20 protein-coding genes are annotated in these 20779 nt (G+C 73.9%); 15 read left to right on the forward strand and 5 right to left on the reverse strand.

Annotated elements, in window-relative coordinates:
- Positions 1-27: 27 nt before the first annotated feature.
- The 5 genes from BLT67_RS10720 (at position 28) to BLT67_RS10740 (ending at position 6702) form a co-directional block, all read left to right on the forward strand.
- The gene (locus tag BLT67_RS10720) at positions 28-1617 is read left to right on the forward strand and encodes a tripartite tricarboxylate transporter permease (RefSeq protein WP_092667010.1); all 1590 of its coding nucleotides are present in this window, start codon (positions 28-30) and stop codon (positions 1615-1617) included.
- On the forward strand, positions 1614-3119 hold the full coding sequence (locus tag BLT67_RS10725; RefSeq protein ID WP_092667011.1) for an MmgE/PrpD family protein: 1506 nt from the start codon (positions 1614-1616) through the stop codon (positions 3117-3119). The genes BLT67_RS10720 and BLT67_RS10725 overlap by 4 nt, the downstream gene beginning before the upstream one ends.
- Positions 3119-4063, forward strand: a complete 945-nt coding sequence (gene prpB, locus BLT67_RS10730) for a methylisocitrate lyase (RefSeq protein ID WP_092667012.1) — start codon at positions 3119-3121, stop codon at positions 4061-4063. Before BLT67_RS10725 ends, prpB begins: the two co-directional genes overlap by 1 nt.
- Before the next feature lie 108 nt (positions 4064-4171).
- A complete protein-coding gene (locus BLT67_RS10735; protein WP_092667013.1) occupies positions 4172-5254 on the forward strand; it encodes an oxidoreductase in 1083 nt (360 codons plus the stop codon).
- Between the two features lie 284 nt (positions 5255-5538).
- Complete coding sequence (locus tag BLT67_RS10740; protein WP_092667014.1) at positions 5539-6702, forward strand: acyl-CoA dehydrogenase family protein; 1164 nt, start codon at positions 5539-5541, stop codon at positions 6700-6702.
- 41 nt (positions 6703-6743) lie between these two features.
- Here BLT67_RS10740 and BLT67_RS10745 read toward each other — a convergent pair whose 3' ends face one another.
- Positions 6744-7229 (reverse strand): SRPBCC family protein, encoded by a 486-nt coding sequence (locus BLT67_RS10745; RefSeq protein ID WP_157674331.1) that lies wholly within the window; start codon positions 7227-7229, stop codon positions 6744-6746.
- Between the two features lie 154 nt (positions 7230-7383).
- Here BLT67_RS10745 and BLT67_RS10750 point away from each other — a divergent pair, with 154 nt between their 5' ends.
- Positions 7384-8544 (forward strand): bifunctional 2-methylcitrate synthase/citrate synthase, encoded by a 1161-nt coding sequence (locus BLT67_RS10750; RefSeq protein WP_092667016.1) that lies wholly within the window; start codon positions 7384-7386, stop codon positions 8542-8544.
- The gene (locus BLT67_RS10755; RefSeq protein ID WP_092667017.1) at positions 8541-9368 is read left to right on the forward strand and encodes an aldo/keto reductase; all 828 of its coding nucleotides are present in this window, start codon (positions 8541-8543) and stop codon (positions 9366-9368) included. Before BLT67_RS10750 ends, BLT67_RS10755 begins: the two co-directional genes overlap by 4 nt.
- A gap of 144 nt (positions 9369-9512) precedes the next feature.
- On the opposite strand, the gene BLT67_RS10760 is transcribed toward BLT67_RS10755, so the two are convergent.
- Positions 9513-10190, reverse strand: coding sequence for an alpha/beta hydrolase family protein (locus BLT67_RS10760; RefSeq protein ID WP_092667018.1), 678 nt, complete (start codon positions 10188-10190; stop codon positions 9513-9515).
- 186 nt (positions 10191-10376) lie between these two features.
- Here BLT67_RS10760 and BLT67_RS10765 point away from each other — a divergent pair, with 186 nt between their 5' ends.
- Positions 10377-10832 (forward strand): DUF2695 domain-containing protein, encoded by a 456-nt coding sequence (locus BLT67_RS10765; RefSeq protein ID WP_092667019.1) that lies wholly within the window; start codon positions 10377-10379, stop codon positions 10830-10832.
- A 115-nt stretch (positions 10833-10947) separates the two neighbouring features.
- Here BLT67_RS10765 and BLT67_RS10770 read toward each other — a convergent pair whose 3' ends face one another.
- On the reverse strand, positions 10948-11550 hold the full coding sequence (locus BLT67_RS10770) for an NAD(P)H-dependent oxidoreductase (protein WP_092667020.1): 603 nt from the start codon (positions 11548-11550) through the stop codon (positions 10948-10950).
- Positions 11551-11628: 78 nt separating this feature from the next.
- Here BLT67_RS10770 and BLT67_RS10775 point away from each other — a divergent pair, with 78 nt between their 5' ends.
- From BLT67_RS10775 to BLT67_RS13455, 3 genes are read left to right on the forward strand one after another with little or no spacing between them, the layout of a single operon-like run.
- Positions 11629-12213: a TetR/AcrR family transcriptional regulator gene (locus BLT67_RS10775; RefSeq protein ID WP_231945474.1), complete on the forward strand. Its 585-nt coding sequence runs from the start codon at positions 11629-11631 to the stop codon at positions 12211-12213.
- Positions 12214-12251: 38 nt separating this feature from the next.
- The gene (locus tag BLT67_RS10780; protein WP_092667021.1) at positions 12252-13931 is read left to right on the forward strand and encodes a thioredoxin domain-containing protein; all 1680 of its coding nucleotides are present in this window, start codon (positions 12252-12254) and stop codon (positions 13929-13931) included.
- Complete coding sequence (locus tag BLT67_RS13455) at positions 13928-14113, forward strand: hypothetical protein (RefSeq protein ID WP_157674332.1); 186 nt, start codon at positions 13928-13930, stop codon at positions 14111-14113. Before BLT67_RS10780 ends, BLT67_RS13455 begins: the two co-directional genes overlap by 4 nt.
- 102 nt (positions 14114-14215) lie before the next feature.
- Here BLT67_RS13455 and BLT67_RS10785 read toward each other — a convergent pair whose 3' ends face one another.
- Complete coding sequence (locus BLT67_RS10785; protein ID WP_092667022.1) at positions 14216-15916, reverse strand: dolichyl-phosphate-mannose--protein mannosyltransferase; 1701 nt, start codon at positions 15914-15916, stop codon at positions 14216-14218.
- 87 nt (positions 15917-16003) lie between these two features.
- Between BLT67_RS10785 and rsmI the strand changes: the two genes are divergently transcribed.
- From rsmI to BLT67_RS10800, 3 genes are all read left to right on the forward strand, one after another.
- Positions 16004-16822 carry a 16S rRNA (cytidine(1402)-2'-O)-methyltransferase gene (gene rsmI, locus BLT67_RS10790; RefSeq protein WP_092667023.1) on the forward strand — a complete coding sequence of 273 codons (819 nt, stop codon included), beginning with the start codon at positions 16004-16006 and terminating at the stop codon, positions 16820-16822.
- Positions 16823-16872: 50 nt separating this feature from the next.
- Positions 16873-18423 (forward strand): methionine--tRNA ligase, encoded by a 1551-nt coding sequence (metG, locus tag BLT67_RS10795; RefSeq protein WP_092667024.1) that lies wholly within the window; start codon positions 16873-16875, stop codon positions 18421-18423.
- 70 nt (positions 18424-18493) lie between these two features.
- Positions 18494-18961: an SRPBCC domain-containing protein gene (locus BLT67_RS10800; RefSeq protein ID WP_157674333.1), complete on the forward strand. Its 468-nt coding sequence runs from the start codon at positions 18494-18496 to the stop codon at positions 18959-18961.
- A gap of 134 nt (positions 18962-19095) precedes the next feature.
- On the opposite strand, the gene BLT67_RS10805 is transcribed toward BLT67_RS10800, so the two are convergent.
- The gene (locus BLT67_RS10805) at positions 19096-19635 is read right to left on the reverse strand and encodes a hypothetical protein (protein WP_157674334.1); all 540 of its coding nucleotides are present in this window, start codon (positions 19633-19635) and stop codon (positions 19096-19098) included.
- A gap of 145 nt (positions 19636-19780) precedes the next feature.
- Here BLT67_RS10805 and BLT67_RS10810 point away from each other — a divergent pair, with 145 nt between their 5' ends.
- Positions 19781-20719, forward strand: a complete 939-nt coding sequence (locus tag BLT67_RS10810; protein WP_092667027.1) for a TatD family hydrolase — start codon at positions 19781-19783, stop codon at positions 20717-20719.
- Positions 20720-20779: the final 60 nt, after the last annotated feature.

The raw sequence follows: 20779 nt of genomic DNA on the forward strand, positions 1-20779 counted from the left end.
CGACCCCCAGACTGCGGGAGTGCTCTGATGGAAGGCCTCGAAGGACTCCTCCACGGGTTCACGGTCGCGTTCACGCTCCAGAACCTGCTCTTCGCGCTGCTCGGCGCCTTCGTCGGCACGATGATCGGCGTGCTGCCCGGCATCGGGCCCGCGCTCACGATCGCGCTGCTGCTGCCGATGACCTACGGCATGCCCGTCGCGAGCGCGTTCATCCTCTTCGCCGGCATCTACTACGGCGCGATGTACGGCGGATCGACCACGTCGATCCTGCTGAAGACCCCCGGTGAGTCGGGCTCGATCGTCGCCGCGATCGACGGCAACATGATGGCCCGCGCCGGCCGCGGCGCCGCGGCGCTCGCGACCGCGGCGATCGGCTCGTTCATCGCCGGCACGATCGCGACCGTGCTCGTGGCGATGTTCGCTCCGGCGATCGTCGACGTCGCGGTGATGCTCGGCGCCCGCGACTACTTCGCGCTCATGGTCGTCGCCTTCCTCACGGTCGGCGCGCTCGTGGGCGGATCGCCCCTGCGCGGCCTCATCTCGCTCGCGCTCGGCCTCACGATCGGCCTGGTCGGCATCGACTTCCAGTCGGGGCAGGATCGCCTGACCTTCGGGATGCCGCGCCTGCTCGACGGCATCGACACCGTCGTGCTCATCGTGGCGCTCTTCGCGATCGGCGAGGTGCTCTACGTCGTCGCGCACCAGACCTCGTCGAAGTACGCCGTCGCATCCATCAAGGGCCAGGCGTGGATGACGCGCACCGACTTCCGGCGCTCGTGGAAGCCGTGGCTGCGCGGCACCGCGATCGGCTTCCCGCTCGGCGTCATCCCCGCCGGCGGCAGCGAGATCCCGACGTTCCTCTCCTACTCGCTCGAGAAGAAGCTCGCCAAGGGCTCGCGGAAGCGCGAGTTCGGCAGGGGAGCGATCGAGGGCGTCGCCGGACCCGAGGCCGCCAACAACGCGAACGCCGCCGGCACGATGGTGCCGCTGCTGACGCTCGGCATCCCGACGTCGGCGACCGCGGCGATCATCCTCGTCGCGTTCCAGCAGTACGGACTGCAGCCGGGGCCGGCGCTGCTCACGAACGAGGCCGACCTCGTGTGGGGCCTCATCGCGAGCCTGCTCATCGGCAACCTCATGCTGCTCATCCTCAACCTGCCGTTCGTGGGGCTGTGGGTGAAGCTGCTGAAGATCCCGAAGCCCTACCTGTTCGCGGGCATCGCGACCTTCGCCCTGCTGGGGGCGTACGCCGTCAACGGCGCATCGTTCGACGTGCTGCTGCTCATCGTCTTCGGCGTGGTCGGCTACGTGCTGCGCCGCTTCGGCTTCCCGATCGCGCCCGTCATCGTCGGCGCGATCCTCGGCCCGCTCGCCGAGCTGCAGCTGCGCCGCGCGCTCGACATCTCGGCCGGCGACCCGATGACGCTCGTGAGCTCGCCCTTCGCGGTGATCGTCTACGTCACGCTCGCGCTCGTGCTCCTGCTGCCGAGCCTCATCCGCGCGCTCGCCAAGCGCCGCCTCACGAGAACCACCATGCTGGAGACCGTGCCGACCGACGAGCCGGCCGATCACGAGTCGCCCGAGCCCGCACACACCCGAACGAAGGAGACGCCATGATCCAGCACGAGGTCCGTGCCAGGAAGTCCGCCGAGAACCTGCCCCGCGAGGAGCAGCTCGCCTGGAAGATCGCCCAGGTCGCGGTCGACCCCGTCGAGGTGGAGGCCGAGGTCATCGAGATGATCGGCAACCGCATCATCGACAACGCGGCCGTGGCGATCGCGAGCCTCAACCGCGAGCCCGTCGTCTCGGCGCGCGAGCAGGCGCAGCGGCACCCGTACGAGCCCGGCGCAGCCGTCTTCGGCATCGACGACCGCGTGAGCCCCGAGTGGGCGGCGTGGGCCAACGGCGTCGCCGTGCGCGAGCTCGACTTCCACGACACGTTCCTCGCCGCCGACTACTCGCACCCCGGCGACAACATCCCGCCGATCCTCGCCGTCGCCCAGCACGTCGGCTGCGACGGGCGCGCCCTCGTGCGCGGCATCGCGACGGGCTACGAGATCCAGGTCGACCTCGTGCGCGCGATCAGCCTCCACAAGCACAAGATCGACCACGTCGCCCACCTCGGCCCGTCGGCCGCCGCTGGCATCGGCACGCTGCTCGGCCTCGAGGCGGAGACGATCTTCCAGGCCGTCGGGCAGGCGCTCCACACGACCACCGCGACGCGCCAGTCGCGCAAGGGCGAGATCTCGACGTGGAAGGCCCACGCGCCGGCCTTCGCGGGCAAGATGGCCGTCGAGGCCGTCGATCGCGCGATGCGCGGGCAGACGAGCCCCGTGCCGATCTACGAGGGCGAGGACGGCGTCATCGCGTGGCTCCTCGACGGCTGGGAGGGCGCCTACAGCGTGCCGCTGCCCGCCGCCGGCGAGCCCAAGCGCGCGATCCTCGACACGTACACGAAGGAGCACTCGGCCGAGTACCAGGCGCAGGCGTGGATCGACCTCGCCCGCAGGCTCTCCGCCGAGCACCCGGAGCTGCGCGACCCCGAGGGCATCGAGTCGATCGTGCTCCACACGAGCCACCACACGCACTACGTGATCGGCTCGGGCGCGAACGACCCGCAGAAGTACGACCCGACGGCCTCGCGCGAGACCCTCGACCACTCGATCCCCTACATCGTCGCGGTCGCGCTGCAGGACGGCGGCTGGCACCACGTCGCGAGCTACGCTCCCGAGCGCGCGCAGCGTCCCGACACGGTCGAGCTGTGGCAGAAGATCACGACGGTCGAGGATGCGGTGTGGACCGAGCGGTACCACGACCCGGACCCCGACAAGAAGGCCTTCGGCGGCCGCATCGTCGTGACGAAGACCGACGGCTCGGTCATCGAGGACGAGATCTCGGTGGCGGATGCGCACCCGGCCGGGGCGCGTCCGTTCGGCCGCGCGGAGTACGTGCAGAAGCTCCGCACCCTCGCGCAGGGCATCGTCGACGACGCGGAGATCGAGCGCTTCCTCGGGCTCGTCGAGCGCCTGCCGGAGCTCACGGTCGACGAGGTGCGCCAGCTCAACGTCGTCGCGCCGGCCGGCACGGTCGACGCGGGCACCACGAAGGGCCTCTTCTAGTGCTCTCGAGCTCGGTCACCCCGTCCGAGAAGCGGAAGGCCTTCCGCGCGGGCCTCGCCTCGGGCACGATCCAGCGCTTCCCGGGCGCCTTCACGCCGCTCACGGCGCCGCTCATCCAGCAGCTCGGCTTCGAGGGCGTCTACATCTCGGGTGCCGTCATGGCGGCCGAGCTGGGCCTGCCCGACATCGGCCTCACCACGCTGAGCGAGGTGGCCGAGCGGGGCCGGCAGATCTCCCGCATGACCGATCTGCCGACCCTCATCGACGCCGACACGGGCTTCGGCGAGGCGATGAACGTCGCGCGCGCGGTGCACGAGCTCGAGGACGCCGGCGTCGCGGGCCTCCACCTCGAGGATCAGGTGAACCCCAAGCGGTGCGGCCACCTCGACGGCAAGGAGGTCGTGGGCGTCGAGATCGCCGCACAGCGCATCGCCGCCGCCGTGCAGGCGCGCCGCGACCCCGATCTCGTGATCATGGCGCGCACCGACATCCGGGGCGTGCACGGATCCTCGTCGGAGGGGCTCGCCGCCGCGGTCGACCGCGCCAAGGCCCTCGAGGCGGCGGGTGCCGACGCGATCTTCCCCGAGGCGATGGCGACGCTCGAGGAGTTCGCCGCGATCCGCGCGGCGGTCGACGTGCCGATCCTCGCCAACATGACGGAGTTCGGGAAGAGCCCGCTCTTCACGCACCAGCAGCTGCAGGACGTCGGCGTCAACCTCGCCATCCACCCCGTCTCGCTGCTGCGGGTCGCGATGGGGGCGATCGAGCGCGAGCTCGGGCTCCTCGCCGAGACCGGCACGCTCGACGAGGCGGTCCCGCGCATGCAGACGCGCGCGCGGCTCTACGAGCTCAACGACTACGCCGCCTACAGCGCGTTCGACGCGGGCGTGTTCGACTTCGAGGTGCCGGGCGGCTTCGCGCAGGAGCCCCCCGCCCGCCCTTGAGCCATCCGCCGCTCAGGGTGGTCACGACGCGCCGTGCCAGGCTCTTCGAGCCCGGCGCGTCGTGACCACCCGCTCGGCATGTCGTGACCACCCGCTGAGAGGAGCGCCGTGAGCCGCTTGTTCACGCCCGTCGACGTCGGGCCCATCCGGGTCCGCAACCGGGCATGGGTCTCGCCCATGTGCCAGTACTCGTGCGACGCGCAGGACGGCGTGCCGCACGACTGGCACCGCGAGCACCTGACCTCCTTCGCCCGCGGCGGCGCGGGCCTTGTGATGACCGAGGCGGCCGCCGTCGTGCCCGAGGGCCGCATCTCGCCGCAGGACGCCGGCATCTGGGACGACGCGCAGGCCGAGGCCTGGGCGCCGATCGCCGAACGCATCCGCGCCCACGGCGCCGTGCCGGCGATGCAGCTCGCGCACGCGGGCCGCAAGGCGTCGACCTACCGCCCGTGGTCGGGACGCGGCAGCGTGCCCGTCGCCGAGGGCGGCTGGGAGGCCGTCGGGGCGGGGGCGGATGCGTTCGGCCGGTTCGCGCCGCCGCGCGCGCTGAGCGGCACCGAGGTCGAGGCGCTGCCGGATGCGTTCGCCCACGGCGCGCGCCGCGCCGTCGACGCGGGCTTCGATGTCGTCGAGGTGCACGCCGCCCACGGCTACCTGCTGCACCAGTTCCTCTCGCCGCTCACGAACTCCCGCGGCGACCGGTGGGGCGCCGACGAGCGGGGGCTCCGCACGGCGCTGCTGCGCGAGGTCGTCGCGGCGGTGCGCGCGGCGGTTCCGCACGCGGGCCTCATGGTGCGGCTGAGCGCCGCCGACTGGGTCGACGGCGGCATCGACACCGCGATGACGATCGAGCACGTGCGCGTGGCGATGGAGGCCGGCGCCGACTGGTTCGATCTCTCCTCCGGCGGGCTCGACCCGCGGCAGGAGATCCCGCTCGGCCCCGGCTACCAGGTGCGCTTCGCCCGCGACGTGCGCGAGGCGACCGGCGCGAGCGTCAACGCGGTCGGGCTGATCGACACGCCGGCGCTCGCCGAGCAGGTGCTCGCCGACGGCGATGCGGATGCGGTGATGCTCGGTCGCCCGTGGCTGCGCGATCCGCACTGGGCGCTCCTGGCGGAGGCCGAGCTCGACGGGGAGCCGGACGACTCGGTCTGGCCCGCGCAGTACACGCGGGCGCGCGTCGTCGGCTGAGCCGCGCGCCGAGGGCGGTCGGCCGTGGGTCGTCGGCCGTCGGCGTAGGGCCGCGAGCCGGTGCCCGGAGGATGTCCGGCTGCCGCGGCCGCCGCGTGGATGATCCCGCCGGCCGGCCCCGCGGCCGGAGATCCTCCGGGGCTCCACAGCCTCCTCCTGGTCGAACGTGCGGCCGCGATGCGGCATGCTGGAGCGCAGCGCCCAGCGTGGAGCGCAGCCGACCGCGATCCGGTCGGGCCGGCTCTCCGCGCGACGAGGCAGCGCCTTGACCCGAAGGAGACGGCATGACGATCGATCTGTCCACCTACGCCCTCAGCGACGAGGAGCTCGACCTCGCCGGCGCCGTGCGCGACTTCGCCGACAAGGTGGTCGCCCCGGTGAGCTACGAGGCCGACCGCACGAAGACGCTCCCGATGGACGTCGTGGCGCAGATGGGCGAGCTTGGCCTGTTCGGCATCCCGTTCCCCGAGGACCACGGCGGGCAGGGCGGCGACTACTTCGCGCTGTGCCTCGCGATCGAGGCGCTCGCGCGGGTCGACCAGTCGATCGCCATCACGCTCGAGGCGGGCGTGAGCCTCGGCGCCATGCCCATCTACCGCTTCGGCAGCGCCGAGCAGCAGGCCGAGCTGCTGCCGCCGCTGCTCGCGGGCGAGGCGCTCGCGGGCTTCGGCCTCACCGAGCCCGAGGCCGGCAGCGACGCGGGCGCGACCCGCACGACCGCGCGCCTCGACGGCGACGAGTGGGTCATCAACGGCGCCAAGCAGTTCATCACCAACTCGGGCACGCCGATCACCCGCTTCGTGACCGTCACCGCCGTCACGGGCGAGGCCGACGGCCGCAAGGAGATCTCGACGATCATCGTGCCGAACGGCACGCGGGGCTTCACGGTCGAGGCCGCCTACGACAAGGTCGGCTGGCACGCCTCCGACACGCATCCGCTGACCTTCTCCGACGCGCGCGTGCCCGCGGCGAACCTGCTGGGCGAGCGGGGCCGCGGCTTCGCGGGCTTCCTGCACATCCTCGACGAGGGGCGCATCGCGATCGCGGCGCTCGCGACCGGCGCGGCAGAGGGCTGCCTCGACGACGCCGTCGACTACGCCGGCAAGCGCACCGTCTTCGGCGAGCCGCTCTCGAGCCGCCAGAACGTGCAGTTCGTGCTCGCCCGCATGCAGTCGCGCGTGCACACCGCACGGCTCGCGTGGCACCAGGCGGCGCGCCTCCGCGACGCCGGCAAGCCCTACAAGACCGAGGCGGCGATCGCGAAGCTCGTCGCGAGCGAGGCGGCGATGGACAACGCGCGCGACGCGACGCAGATCTTCGGCGGCAACGGCTTCATGAACGAGTACTCGGTCGCGCGCCACTACCGCGACTCGAAGATCCTCGAGATCGGCGAGGGCACGAGCGAGGTGCAGCTGCTCGTCATCGCGCGCGCGCTCGGCGTCGCCTGAGGCGGCGGGGCGGGCGGGGTCGGCTGAGCCCGGCCAGCCGCTCAGCGCTCGGGTGCCGCGTTCGACCCCGCGGCGCCGTACCGTGCGCCGGTCTCGACGAAGGCTCGCAGCCGGCGCAGCAGGTCGGCCCAGCCGGCGTCGTAGGAGCGCTCGAGCGCCGCGCCCTCGCCACCCCACAGCACCGCGCCGTCGTGCGCGAGCGTGACGCGGGTGCCGCCGGGAGCCGGCTCGAGCACGATGCGCACCTCGCCCTCGGCGCTCGCGCCCATCCCCATCTGGCCGCGCCAGCTGTAGGCGCGCCCCGGCTCGCACGCCGTCACGACGCCCCACAGGGCCGACGCCGCGCCGAGGTGCTCGACGACGGGCTCGCCGGCGCGCAGCGGGAGGTCGATCGAGCTCGGCCCGCCGAGCATGAGGTACGGCGCGCCCCACCAGGCCGCCGGCTCGTCGACGAGCGCGTCCCACACGCGGTCCGGATGCGCGGCGACGTCGATCGCCGTGCGCACGTGGAACTCGTCGTCGGCCATGCTGCCTCCTCGCCGCTTCCGAGCGTGGCCGCGGCGACGCATCCGCGTCAAGCACCGTGCCGCGAGCCCGCCCGCGACGCCCGCCGGGGCGGCGCGGGCGCGCAGGAGCGGTGACGTAGAGTCGTACCGCCCGCGCACCGGACCGAGGAGCACCATGGCTGAGCCCGAGATCAAGAAGGGACTCGCTGGCGTCTACGCCGACACCACCGAGATCTCGAAGGTCAACCCCGACACCAACTCGCTGCTCTACCGCGGCTATCCGGTGCCCGAGCTCGCCGCGACCCAGCCGTTCGAGGCGGTCGCCTACCTGCTGTGGCACGGCGAGCTGCCGGACGAGGCGCAGCTGGCCGAGTTCCGCGCGAAGGAGCGCCGCCACCGCGCGCTGCCCGAGAATGTGCGGACGGTGATGGATGCGCTGCCTGAGACCGCGCACCCCATGGACGTCGTGCGCACCGCCGTCTCGATCGTCGGCGCGAACGACCCGCACACCGACGACCCCGACACCGACATCGACAAGGCGTTCAACCTCTTCGCCGTGCTGCCGTCGATCGTCGCCTACGAGCAGCGCCGCCGCCACGGCCAGGAGCCGATCGAGCCGCGCGACGACCTCGACTACGCCGCGAACTTCCTCTGGATGGCCTTCGGCGAGGAGGCCGACCCCGTCGTCGTCGACGCCTTCAACCAGTCGATGATCCTGTACGCGGAGCACTCGTTCAACGCATCCACCTTCACCGCTCGCGTGGTCACGTCGACGCTCGCCGACCTCTACTCGGCGGTCACGGCGGCGATCGGCGCGCTCAAGGGCCACCTGCACGGCGGCGCCAACGAGGCCGTCATGGAGGTCTTCCGCGAGGTCGGCGAGGCGTCGAAGGCGGATGCGTGGATGCAGACCGCGCTCGACGAGAAGCGCAAGATCATGGGCTTCGGCCACCGCGTCTACAAGAACGGCGACTCGCGGGTGCCGACGATGCGCGCGGCGCTCGAGCGGCTCGTCGAGCACTACGACGCCCCCGAGGTGCTCGAGATCTACAACGCCCTCGAGCAGGCCATGGCCGACCGGAAGCCCATCAAGCCGAACCTCGACTTCCCGTCTGGCCCGGCCTACGCCCTCATCGGCTTCGACGTGCCGATCTTCACGCCGCTGTTCGTCGCGGCGCGGGTGACGGGCTGGACGGCGCACATCATCGAGCAGCGCGCGAACAACGCGCTCATCCGACCGCTCTCGGCCTACAGCGGCCCCGACGAGCGGCACGTGCCGGGCGTCGACGCATCCGCCCTGCCCGAGGACACGTCCACGATCGAGGAGACCGAGTGACCATTCCCGCGCTTGCCCTGAACGACGGCCGCAGCATCCCGCAGCTGGGCTTCGGCGTCTTCAAGGTCGACCCCGCGGAGACCGAGCGCATCGTCAGCGAGGCGCTCGAGGCCGGCTACCGCCACATCGACACCGCCGCGGTGTACCGCAACGAGGAGGGCGTGGGCCGCGCGATCGCCGCCTCCGGCATCCCGCGCGACGAGCTCTTCGTGACGACGAAGCTCTGGAACGACCGCCGCGGTGCCGCCGAGGCGCGCGGGGCGATGGGCGAGAGCCTCGAGAAGCTGGGCCTCTCGCACGTCGACCTCTACCTGATCCATTGGCCGACGCCCGCGAACGGCTCGCCCGTCGAGACGTGGGAGACGCTCGGCGAGCTGCGCGCCGAGGGGCTCACGACCTCGATCGGCGTCTCGAACTTCGACGAGCGCTTCCTGCCCGAGATCCTCGAGACCGGGCTCGTGCCGGCCGTCGATCAGATCGAGCTGCACCCGCAGTTCCAGCAGCGCGCCGCGACCGCGCTCGCCGCCGAGCACCGCATCGCGATCGAGGCGTGGGGACCGCTCGGCCAGGGCAAGGTCGACTACTCGGCCGGCGCCATCGGCGAGATCGCCGAGCGGCTCGGCGTCACGTGGGCGCAGGTCGTCATCGCGTGGCACCTCGCCGCCGGGCGCATCGTCTTCCCGAAGTCGAACCGCCGCGAGCGCATGGAGGAGAACCTCGCCGCGGCCGCCGTGCAGCTGAGCGCCGACGACATCGCGGCGATCGACGCGCTCGACCAGGGCGCGGCCGGTCGCGTCTCGGCCGACCCCGCCGAGGTCAGCTAGCGCCGGATCGCGCTTCGCGGACCCCGTCCGCCGAAGTCGACCTGGTGCACCTGGTCGAGCTCGGCGGAGGGGGTCCCGCTGCGTGTGGCGGGCGACGCGCAGCTGGTCGCGATCGCCGCGCGCGATGGCCGCCCGCGATTCGGCTCAGTCGCGCAGCAGTGCCGTGATGCGCGGCGCGAGCGCGCGGGCGACGCGCGGCTGATCGCGGTCGCCGCCCGCGACGAGGAAGCTGTGGTCGCCGCCGTCGACCCAGTCGATCCGCGCCTCCGGCAGCGTCGCGACGAGGTCGTCGAGCAGCGCGCCCGACTGGAACGGATCGTTCGTGCCCTGCAGGAACCGCTGCGGCAGCGCGATCGCAGCGAGGTGCTCGGTGCGCAGCCGCTCTGGCCTGCCGGGCGGATGCAGCGGGTAGCCGAGGTAGATGAGTCCCGTCGCGGGCATCCCGGCGGCCACGGCGTGCGCCGCCATGCGGCCGCCGAACGACTTCCCGCCTGCCCACGGCTCGTGCGGCAGCGCCTCGCGCGCGACCGCCATGATCGCGTGCCACGAGGCGACCGCGCGCTTCGCGGGCTCGGGCTGGCCGCGCCCCGCCTCCGCATTGGGGAAGCTCGCCCGCAGCACCGCCACCCCCGCGTCGGCGAGGCCCGCGGCAGCCCCCTCCATCCAGGGCTGGGTCGCACGGCCGCCCGCGCCGTGCAGCAGCACGAGGCTCGCCCACGGGTCGTCGGGCAGGTCGATGATGGCCTCGAGCCGGTCGACGGGCGACGTGGCGAACGCGGCGCCCTCGAGCGGCACGGTGACGGTCTGGCGAGCGGTCGGCACCTCCGCATCCTCGCAGAGCCATTGCGCCCGAGCCAGGACCCCGCGCTGGGCGGCGCGTGCCGGCCGCCCGCCGGCCGCAGCGCGGAACGAGAGCCCCCGCACGGCCGACGCCGCCGCTGCCGCTGTCATCCACAGGACGCCCCCGCCGCCGCGCGCGCCCGGCCGCCGCTCTGCCACGGTGCGCGCATGGAGGATCCCGCCGCCGCACCCATCGTCGCCGAGGCAGAAGCCCACATCGGCGAGCTGCTCGCCCTCTGGCTCACGCCCCGCCCGGGCGAGTGCCTGCCCTGCTTCCTCCACCGGTCGGTCGAAGCCTTCGGCTGCCAGAACGACCTGCGCTTCGCCAGTCGCTACCGCGATCTCGTCGCGCCGCGCGCCACGCGGCTGAGGGAGCGGCTCGAGGCCTGCGGCGGCTACTGCGACTGCGAGGCGCTCATGAACGTCTTCGAACCTGCCCGGCACCTGTGGACGCCCGCCTACGAGGAGGAGCGACCCGGCGGCGGCGCCGTCTGCTCCGACGCCGAGCCGCCGGAGCGCATGCCCCCGTGCGGCGGCGTGCGGCGCGCCTCGACGCGGCCGTGCGGCAACTGGTATGCGCTGCGGCGCCTCTACAGCGGCCGCCTGCGGCGCAGGCGGTGGTGATCGGGCGAGCGATGGGGAGGACGCGGATCGGATGCGCATGCCGGCGTGCGCGTTCCACGCGTCGGTGCCCGACGGCGCTCGGTCCACCGGCGCGGGCGCCGCCCGGCGTGCGCGCTCAGTCGACCGCGACCGGAGCGGACCGGCGAGCGTCGCGGGCGCCGCGAGCCGCATCGCGGGCGCCGTCGGCGGCGACGAGCGCGAGCCACGCGGCGCGCTGCTCGGGGCTGGACGTGCGCACCGGGCCGAGCCGCCGCATCCGCACGCGCTTGATGCCGACGAGCCCGAGCGTGCCGCTGCGCAGCTGGTCGAGCCGCGTGTCGGGCAGCAGGGCGGCGAGCCACGGCGGGGTATCGCTCGTGGCGATGATGCGGCCGGTGCGGCCGGTGAGCAGCCCCTCGGGGGCCATGCCGCGGTAGCGGTAGTCCTGCTGCGGCAGCAGCGCGCGGTCGAGGAAGCCCTTGAGCAGCGCGGGCGTCGAGCGCCACCACACGGGCGTGGCGATCACGACGTGGTCGGCGTCGCGGATCGCCTGCCGGGCGTCGGCGAGGTCGGGTTCGATCGGCATGCGCTGCGTGTAGCCGAAGCGCATGTGCACGTCGAAGTCGAGGTCGCGCAGCGCGAGCAGCCGCGCGTCGCCGTGCCCGTCGGCGTAGGCGGATGCGAGCGCTGCGGTGAGCGAGGCGGGGTTGGGGTGGGCGTCGATGACGAGGGCGGACATGGCGGCTCCGTTCGCGGGAGGTGATCTGGACAGTGTCAACAATGTGGACACCGCCCAGCGTGGCGTAGCATCTTGCACGTGTCAAGATCGGCGTCGCCCTACCACCACGGCAACCTGCCGGAGGCGCTCGAGCGCGCCGCGATGGGGCTGCTCGAGACGCGGCCCGCGCACGACATCAGCCTGCGCGAGGTCGCGCGCGAGGCGGGCGTGAGCCACAACGCGCCGTACCACCACTTCGGCGACCGGAAGGCGCTGCTCAAGGTGCTCGCCGAGCGCTCGATGGCGGCGCTCGTCGAGTCGCAGACGGCGGCGGCCGCGGCCGGCGAGCCGGTTGCGCGGGCGCGGGCGCTCGCGCGCGACTACGTGAGCTTCGCGGCGCGCCGCCCCCACGCCTTCGCGGTCATCTACGACCCGAGCGTGTGCGTGCCGGGCGCCCCGACCGAGACGATGGCACCGCTCATCGCGGCCGAGGAGGCGCTGCTGGCCGAGGCGGTGCGCACCGCCGTGCCCGACCTCGCCGAGGATGCGCTGCCGCACCTCGCCGCGGCGATGTGGGGCACCGTGCACGGGCTCGCGCAGCTGACGCAAGCGGGCCACCTCACGCTCGAGGCCTCGCTCGCCGCCGTCGACGCGCTCATCGACCGGGTCGTGGCCGCGCGCTGAACCGGGTGCCGCTCAGGCACCCGGCGTAGCGTGGGCCCATGGCGGGCCACCAGGGCGAGCAGCACCAGCAGACCGACAACCGGCTGGGGGAGGCGGCGAGCGCCTACCTGCGGCTGCACGCCGACAACCCCGTCGACTGGCGCGAGTGGGGCGACGAGGCCTTCGCCGAGGCGCGCGAGCGCGGCGTGCCGGTGCTCGCCTCGGTCGGCTACGCCACGTGCCACTGGTGCCACGTGATGGCGCGCGAATCGTTCGCCGACCCCGCGATCGGCGCCCTGCTGCGCGAGGGCTTCGTCGCGGTCAAGGTCGACCGGGAGGAGCGGCCCGACGTCGACGCCGCCCTCATGGGCGCCGCATCCGCCTTCACCCGCCACCTCGGCTGGCCGCTCACGGCGTTCCTCACGCCCGAGGGGCTGCCGTTCTTCGCCGGCACGTACTTCCCGCCCGAGCCGCGGCAGGGCGCGCCCGCGTTCCGCGAGGTGCTCGGGGCGATCTCGCAGGCGTGGCGTGAGCAGCCGGATGCGGTGGCCGGCACCGCGGCCCAGGTGCAGGAGGCGCTGCGGTCGGCGAGCCGCGGCTCGCGCGCGGGCGCCGCCGCGAGCGGCATCGCCGATGCGGGGGACGCCGCCGACGGCGCACCCGACAGCGTCGCCGTGCGTGCGGCGCTCGCGAAGGTCGCCGATCAGGAGGACACGCGCTTCGGCGGGCTCGGCGAGGGGCAGAAGTTCCCGCAGGCGCCGCTCATCCTCGCGCTCGCGACGGCGCACGAGGCCGGCGCGGGGGCGTCGGCGCCGCAGCCGCTGCGCGAGCTCGCGGGCCGCCTGCTCGACGCCGCGGCGGGCGACGACGCGGTCGTCGCCGGGGGCGGCTACTCGCGGCTGCGCGGGCGCGACGGCGGCTTCTTCCGCTACGCGACGCAGCGCGACTGGTCGGTGCCCCACTTCGAGCGCATGCTCGTCGACAACGCGCAGCTGCTGCACGTGGCGACGCAGCTCGGCCGGGAGACGATCGCGGCGGGGATCGTCGACTTCCTCGCCGAGGTGCTGCGGCTGCCGAGCGGCGCGTTCGCGATCGCGGAGGACGCCGAGTCGCTCGTCGACGGCGAGCGCGTCGAGGGCGGCTGGCACGAACCGCAGCACGCCGACGCCCAGCGCGAGCGCCCGCCCCTCGACCGGCTCGTCGTGACGAGCGCCAACGGGCTCGCGATCGAGGCGCTCGCGATCCGCGCGCTTCGCGACGACGACGAGCGAGCGCTCGCCCTCGCGGTCGCGGCTGCCGAGCACCTCCTGGCGCACCACGCGCCCGAGGCCGGCGCGCTCGTGCACGCGAGCCTCGACGGCGTGCCGTCGACCGCCGCCGCGACCGCCGCCGACGCCGGCTGCCTCGCGAGCGCGCTGCTCGCGCTCACCGACGCGACCGGCGAGGCCCGCTGGGCGACCGCCGCCCGGCGCATCCTCGAGTCGGCGCCCGACCCCGCCGAGACGACGGACCAGGGGCCGGTGCTGCAGCTCGGGCCCGCATCCGACGGCGATGCGCCCTCGGGGAGGCGGCGCTCGCGGGCGCCTTGCAGCAGCTCTACGCGCTCACCGCCGACGCCGCGCACCTCGAGCGGGCGACCCGCCTGCTCGACGCGCGACTCGCCCTGCAGAACCCGTTCGCGGGCGCCGCGACGCTGCGGGTCGCGGGGCTCCTCGCGCAGCCGCCCCGCACGACCGTGATCATCGGCGAGCCGCCGGCCGAGCGGCGGCAGGCGCTGCGCCGCGAGCCGGGCGCGCTCGCCGCGACGCCCGAGCAGGCCGCCGCGCTCGCCGCCGCCGGGTGCACCCTGCTCGAGGGCAAGCAGGAGCCGGGCGTCTACCGCTGCGAGGGCTTCGTCTGCGCGCTGCCCGAGCGCTTCTGAGCGCCGAGGGGCCGACCTGCGCGCACACGCGTCCAGCTGCGGCGCGCATGCCTGCGGCGGCTCCGGTACCCGCGCCGAGGCGCCCGGCGCGGACCCTCCCCGCTACGGCCAGCTCGGCGGCCAGTAGCGCAGCCGGATCTGCGGCTCGGGCAGCGCGATGCCGTACCAGACCGGCAGGAACCACAGCGAGACGGCGATGCTGACGACGACGATCACGGCGATCGCCGCCCAGCCGGCGGCGCGGCGCTCGAGCGCGTCGTGCGCGGTCGCGGCGGCGGCTGCGGCCGGCGGCGACGGCACGGCCGCCGCGACGTCCGTCTCGAGCGGGCCCACCGCATCCGCCCCCCGCCGCCCCGGCGGCCCGACGAGCTGCCGCAGCGCGTAGGCGAGGGCGATGACGACGAACGGCAGCATGACGATCGCGTAGAAGAAGAAGATCGTGCGGTCGGGGAAGAGCAGCCACGGCACCCAGCCGGCCGCGACGCCGAGCAGCAGGAAGCCGGCGACCGGGTCGAGCGTGCGGCCGAAGTGGAACAGCAGGAAGGCGAGCGCGAGGACGCCCGCGTACCAGACGAGCAGGTTGGGCACCGCCGTGATCCACCACACGCCCGCCTCGGTCGTCGCCATCTCGAAGCCCGTGGGGCGGCCGAGCCACAGCCACTCGATCGCGGGCGACTGGTACGCGTGATCCTTCGTGAGGCCGACGTGGAAGCCGAGCTGCTGCGCGTGGTACATCCACAGCGACTGCAGCCCGAGCGGCACCCACGCGAGCAGCCCGCCCCAGCGCAGGTCGGCGCGCTCGAGCGCGAGCTGCGAGCCCCAACCGCCGTCGAACCAGCCGACGTAGCTCGCGACGTAGACGACGAGCGCGGGGCCGACGAGCAGCACGAAGCTCGTCGGCGCCTGCGTCAGCAGCGTGCCGATCCAGGGGTGGCGGAAGCCCGCGCGACGGCGGTCGAGCGCATCCGATGCCACGATCCAGAGGCCGAACACCGCGAGGAACACCGCGCCCGACCACTTCGTCGCGCACGCGGCGCCGAGCAGCACGCCGGCGATCACGATCCACGGCCGGCTCCACATCGCCGCGCCGAAGCGGCGGGTCCGAGCGGCGAGCGCGCGCACCGTGCGCGCGGGCGATCCGCGGCGGTCGAGCAGCAGCGCGCCGGCGCCCGCGAGCACGAAGACGGCGAGGATGCCGTCGAGCAGCGCCGTGCGGCTCATCACGATCGCGAGCCCGTCGATCGCCATCCACAGGCCCGCGAGCGACGCGAACGCCACCGAGCGCGTGAGGCCGCGCGCGATCGCGTAGGTGAGGCCGACGAGCGCGATGCCGGCGAGCGCGCTCGGCAGGCGCCACCAGGACGGGTCGGCCATGCCGAAGACCGCCATCGCCATGCCGATGATCCACTTGCCGAGCGGCGGGTGCACGACGTAGTCGGGCTCGGCGGTCAGCGCACCCGGATCGCCCGCCTCGAAGCGCTCGTCGGCGCCCTCGCCCCACTCGCCCTCGTAGCCGAGCTGCCACACCGACCACGCCTCCTTGACGTAGTACGTCTCGTCGAAGACCAGCAGGTGGGGGTGGCCGAGCGCGGTGAGGCGCGCGACGGCGGCGAGCGCGAGGATCGCGACGGGCGCCGCGATCTCGAGCCGTCGGCGGATGCGGGGCTCGCGCACGCGCGCCTCGAGCCGCCCGTACGCCGCGGTCGCCCGCTCGAGCCGCGACGGTGAGGGCGCCTCCGGCAGGCGGTCGCCGCCCGCGCCGACGACCGCGTCGTCGGGCTCGGCGGCGCGCGGAAGGGTCACCCCGCGATTGTGGCATCGCTGCCTGCGCCGCTCGCCCGGCGCGCTGAGAGGCGGCAGGCCGCGTGCGGCGCCAATAGCCTGGGCCGCGTGATCATCCTCGGCGCCACCCCCATCGGCAACCTCGGCGACGCGAGCGCCCGCCTGCGCGACGCCCTCGCGACCGCGCCCGTCATCGCCGCCGAGGACACCCGCACGGCCAAGCAGCTGCTGCGCGCTCTCGGCATCGACGCATCCGCGACCTTCGTCGCCCTGCACGAGCACAACGAGGATGCCGCGGCCCCCGCGCTCGTCGAGCGCGCCCGCGACGAGGACGTGCTCGTGCTGACGGATGCGGGGATGCCGACCGTGAGCGACCCGGGGTTCCGGCTCGTGCAGACGGCCGTCGCCGCGGGCGTCGAGGTGACGTGCCTGCCGGGGCCGTCCGCAGTGCTCACGGCGCTCGCACTCAGCGGCCTGCCGACCGACCGGTTCGCGTTCGACGGCTTCCTGCCGCGGAAGGCGGGGGAGCGCGACCGCTTGCTCGCGGGGCTCGAGCGCGAGGAGCGCACTCTCGTGCTCTTCGAGGCGCCGCACCGGCTCGCGGAGTCGCTCGAGGCGATCGCGCGCGCGATGCCCGAGCGCCGCATGGCGGTGTGCCGCGAGCTCACGAAGCGCTTCGAGGAGGTGCGGCGCGGCACCGCGGTCGAGCTGCTCCCGTGGGCACAGGGCGGCGTCAAGGGCGAGATCGTGCTCGTCATCGAGGGCGCGCGGCCGGCGCTGACCGGCACGGATGCCGCGGTCGAGCAGGTGCTGCGGCTGCAGGCGGGCGGGATGCGGCTGAAGGACGCCGCCGCGGAGGTGGCCGACGCCACGGGGCACGCGCGCAACGCCCTCTACCGGGCCGCGCTCACGCATCCGTCGTCCTAGCGCGCATCCGGCGTCCAGGCCGCGGAGGACTGGCTCGTAGACTGGACCCCATGCCCGAGCGCTTCACCGTCACGACGCCGATCTACTACGTCAACGACGTGCCGCACATCGGCCACGCCTACAACGAGGTGGCCACCGACGTGCTCGCGCGCTGGCACCGCATGCGCGGCGACGACACCTTCATGCTCACCGGCACCGACGAGCACGGGCAGAAGATCATGCGCACCGCCGTCGCGAACGGCGCGACGCCGCAGGAATGGACCGACCGGCTCGTCGAGACCGCGTGGCTGCCGCAGCTCGAGCTGCTGAACATCGCCAACGACGACTTCATCCGCACGACGAGCGAGCGCCACAAGGCGGGCGTGCGCCTCTTCCTCGAGCGGCTCAAGGAGGCCGGGTACATCTACCACGGCGAGTTCGAGGGCCAGTACTGCGTGGGCTGCGAGGAGTACAAGACGGCGAACGACCTCGTGCCCGGCACGGGCGAGTTCGAGGGCCAGCAGGTGTGCGCCATCCACTCGCGCCCCACCGAGACGGTGCACGAGGCGAACTACTTCTTCAAGCTCTCCGAGTTCGGCGACCGGCTGCTCGCCCTCTACGACGAGCGCCCCGACTACGTGCAGCCCGAGCACGTGCGCAACGAGGTGCGGCAGTTCGTCAAGCAGGGCCTCACCGACCTCTCGATCAGCCGCAACACCTTCGACTGGGGCATCAAGGTGCCGTGGGACGAGTCGCACGTCGTCTACGTGTGGTTCGAGGCGCTGCTCAACTACATCACCGCGATCGGCTACGGCGTCGACGAGGAGCAGTTCGAGCGCCGCTGGCCGGCGACCCACATCGTCGGCAAGGACATCGCGCGCTTCCACGCCGTCATCTGGCCCGCGATGCAGATGGCGGCGGGCCTGCCCATCTCGGAGCACGTCTTCGGCCACGGCTGGCTGCTCGTCGGCGGCGAGAAGATGTCGAAGTCGAAGGCCACCGGCATCGAGCCGCGCCAGATCACCGAGGTGTTCGGCGTCGACGCGTTCCGGTACTACTTCATGTCGGCGATCGCGTTCGGCTCCGACGGCTCGTTCTCGTGGGAGGACCTCGACGCCCGCTACCACGCCGAGCTCGCCAACGGCCTCGGGAACCTCGCCTCGCGCGTCATCGCGATGGTGCACAAGTACTGCGACGGCGTCGTGCCCGAGGTGATCCCGGATGCTGAGATCGCGACCCTGATGGCGGATGCGGTGGGTCGCGCGGACCGCGCGATCGACACGTTCCAGATCCACGACGCCGTCGACGCCGCGATGGCGATCGTCGAGCGGCTCAACGGGTACATCACCGAGCAGGCGCCCTGGGTGCTCGCGAAGGACGAGGAGCAGCGCCTGCGCCTGCAGGCGGTGCTCGCGACGAACGTGCAGGGCATCGGCGCCGCCGCGATCCTGCTCGCGCCCGTCATGCCCGAGACGGCGCAGAAGCTGTGGGCGGCGGTCGGCGGCGAGGGCGAGGTGTCGGCGCAGCAGATCCGCGAGGCGCACCAGTGGCGCGGCACCGGCCGCGTGACGACCGTGCCGCCGCTCTTCCCGCGCGTCGAGCAGTCGCAGCCCGCGAGCTGAGCGGAGCAGGCTCGCGTCGGCGTCGGCGCGAGGGATGACCTGCCAGGCGGCCGGTGCCACGATGGGGCGCATGACCGAGACGACCCATGACCGCGTCGGCGAGCAGTCGATCGTGCACCGCCGCGAGTTCGACGCCCCGCCGTTCGTCGTGCAGCGCGCCTTCACGACCGCCGAGCTCTTCGCCCAGTGGATGGGACCGCGCGGTTCGACGATGCGCATCCAGCACTTCGACGCGCGCACGGGCGGCTCGTTCGACTACGTCGTCGAGGCGGGCGGCGACTGGCGCTTCTGGGGCTCGTACCACGAGGTCGTCGCGGGGCGGATCGTGCACACGTGGGAGTTCCAGGAGGAGCCCGCGCACCCGACCCTCGAGGTGCTCGAGTTCCGCGAGCTGCCGGGCGGGCGCACGGCGCTCGAGGTCACGTCGACGTACGCGTCGAAGGCGGACTGCGACGCGATGGTGGCGTCGGGCATCGACAGCGGCATGGACGGCGACTTCGAGCGGCTCGACGAGGTGCTGGCGCGGCTCGCGCACTGAGGGCTGCGGGGGAGCGGCTTCGGTCTCGTGACGCGGGCGGCCTGCGGCCGCGCGCTCCTCGACCTGCGGGGTGGCGGGTGCGGCCTGCGGCCGCGCGCTCCTCGGCCTGCGGGCTGACCCGGCGCGCGCGGGCGCTACGGCGCGGGGAGCTCGAGGGTGAAGTCCCCGTCGACGCCCGTGATCGCGACCGCGATGCCGCCCCGCGCGTCGATGTCGCCCGGCACCTCGATCTCGTAGGTGCGCACCGCCGCGGGCTCCTCGCACACCTCGGCCTCGGCGAACGCGACCGCGAGCCGCGTCGACGACTCGGCCGCCGCATCCGTCATCGCCCAGCACCGGTCGGTCGCGGGCAGCGACACCGCGATGACGTCGGGCGCGTCGAGCCACGAGGCGACCGCGCCGAGCCGCAGCACGTCATCGACCGACGCGCCGCCGCCCGAGGGCAGCCCGGGCGAACCCGCGTCGAGCCGCATGGTCGCGTCGGCGCTCAGCGCGCTCTGCTCGGCGCCCGACGCATCCGAGCCGGCGTCCTCCGGGCCGGGCGTCGGCGGCGCCGTGGCCGCGGGCGCATCGACCGCCGCGTGCTCGGCGTCGCCCGTCGTCCCGACGGATCCGCATCCCGCCGCCATCAGCACGGCGGCGAGCGCAGCGGTGAGGGTCACGGTTCTGGGCATGCGGAAACGGCCTCCTGTCCAATCGGATGCGGCGACCATGGTGCCACCCGATCCCTAGCGCTGGCTGGACGTGCCGGCGGCGGGTCGCGGACGCGGGCGAAGCGAGGCTCGGCGGACCCAGGCTCGGCGAACCTAGGCTGGGAGCATGCCCGAGAGCCACGACGGAACCGCACCCATCCGCCTGCCCGACGAGCCGCGCGAGACCGTGCTGCCCGGCGGCGAGTACATCCGCGAGCGGCACGACGACGGCAAGCGCGACATGACGCGGCCGCCGGAACCGGAGCCCCTCGGCGTGCCGATCTACGACAACCACACCCACCTCGAGATCAAGGACGGCGAGGCGTTCTCGTACGCGGATGCGCTGGATGCGGCCGGGCGCGCGGGCGTCGCGGGCGTCATCCAGGTGGGCGGCGACGTCGAGTCCTCCGAGTGGTCGGCGGCGCTCGCGGCGCAGGATGCGCGTGTGCTCGCGGCCGTCGCGATCCACCCCAACGAGGCGCCGGGCTACGCGAGCGCCGGGACGCTCGACGACGCGCTCGCGACCATCGACGCGCTCGCCGCGCAGCCGCGCGTGCGGGCGGTGGGGGAGACGGGCCTCGACTTCTTCCGCACCGGCGACGACGGACGGCGGGCGCAGCACGAGTCGTTCGAGGCGCACATCGACATCGCGAAGCGGCACGGCATCGCGCTGCAGATCCACGACCGCGACGCGCACGACGCGGTCGTCGAGACGCTCCTGCGGGTCGGCGCGCCCGAGACGACCGTCTTCCACTGCTTCTCGGGCGACGAGCACCTCGCGCGGATCGCGGCCGAGCACGGCTGGTACCTCTCGTTCGCCGGGACCGTCACGTTCTCGAACGCGAAGAACCTGCACCGGGCGCTCGCGGTCGCCGACCGCAGCCGCATCCTCGTCGAGACGGATGCGCCGTTCCTGACCCCGGCGCCGTTCCGCGGGCGGCCCAACAGCCCCTACCTCACGCCGCTCACGGTGCGCTCGATGGCCGAGCGCCTCGGCGTCGACGCCGACGAGCTCGCGGCCGAGACGGCCGAGAACACGCTGCGCGCCTACGGCAGCTGGGACTGACGCGCACGCCGCCGCGCCCGCGGGCCGAGGCGCCGGGCGGCGCGGCGCCGCGGCGGGCGA

The sequence above is a fragment of the Agrococcus carbonis genome (assembly GCF_900104705.1).
Taxonomy (GTDB): Bacteria; Actinomycetota; Actinomycetes; order Actinomycetales; family Microbacteriaceae; genus Agrococcus; species Agrococcus carbonis.

What these genes read in the sequence shown, in the direction of transcription:
- BLT67_RS10745 (WP_157674331.1), bottom strand. Translation starts at nt 7,229, where the DNA reads ATGGCCGACGACGAGTTCCACGTGCGCACGGCGATCGACGTCGCCGCG.
- BLT67_RS10780 (WP_092667021.1), top strand. Translation starts at nt 12,252, where the DNA reads ATGGCGGGCCACCAGGGCGAGCAGCACCAGCAGACCGACAACCGGCTG.
- BLT67_RS10810 (WP_092667027.1), top strand. Translation starts at nt 19,781, where the DNA reads ATGCCCGAGAGCCACGACGGAACCGCACCCATCCGCCTGCCCGACGAG.
- BLT67_RS10765 (WP_092667019.1), top strand. Translation starts at nt 10,377, where the DNA reads ATGGAGGATCCCGCCGCCGCACCCATCGTCGCCGAGGCAGAAGCCCAC.
- BLT67_RS10800 (WP_157674333.1), top strand. Translation starts at nt 18,494, where the DNA reads ATGACCGAGACGACCCATGACCGCGTCGGCGAGCAGTCGATCGTGCAC.
- BLT67_RS10720 (WP_092667010.1), top strand. Translation starts at nt 28, where the DNA reads ATGGAAGGCCTCGAAGGACTCCTCCACGGGTTCACGGTCGCGTTCACG.
- BLT67_RS10740 (WP_092667014.1), top strand. Translation starts at nt 5,539, where the DNA reads ATGACGATCGATCTGTCCACCTACGCCCTCAGCGACGAGGAGCTCGAC.
- BLT67_RS10805 (WP_157674334.1), bottom strand. Translation starts at nt 19,635, where the DNA reads ATGCCCAGAACCGTGACCCTCACCGCTGCGCTCGCCGCCGTGCTGATG.
- metG (WP_092667024.1), top strand. Translation starts at nt 16,873, where the DNA reads ATGCCCGAGCGCTTCACCGTCACGACGCCGATCTACTACGTCAACGAC.
- BLT67_RS10725 (WP_092667011.1), top strand. Translation starts at nt 1,614, where the DNA reads ATGATCCAGCACGAGGTCCGTGCCAGGAAGTCCGCCGAGAACCTGCCC.
- BLT67_RS10770 (WP_092667020.1), bottom strand. Translation starts at nt 11,550, where the DNA reads ATGTCCGCCCTCGTCATCGACGCCCACCCCAACCCCGCCTCGCTCACC.
- BLT67_RS10750 (WP_092667016.1), top strand. Translation starts at nt 7,384, where the DNA reads ATGGCTGAGCCCGAGATCAAGAAGGGACTCGCTGGCGTCTACGCCGAC.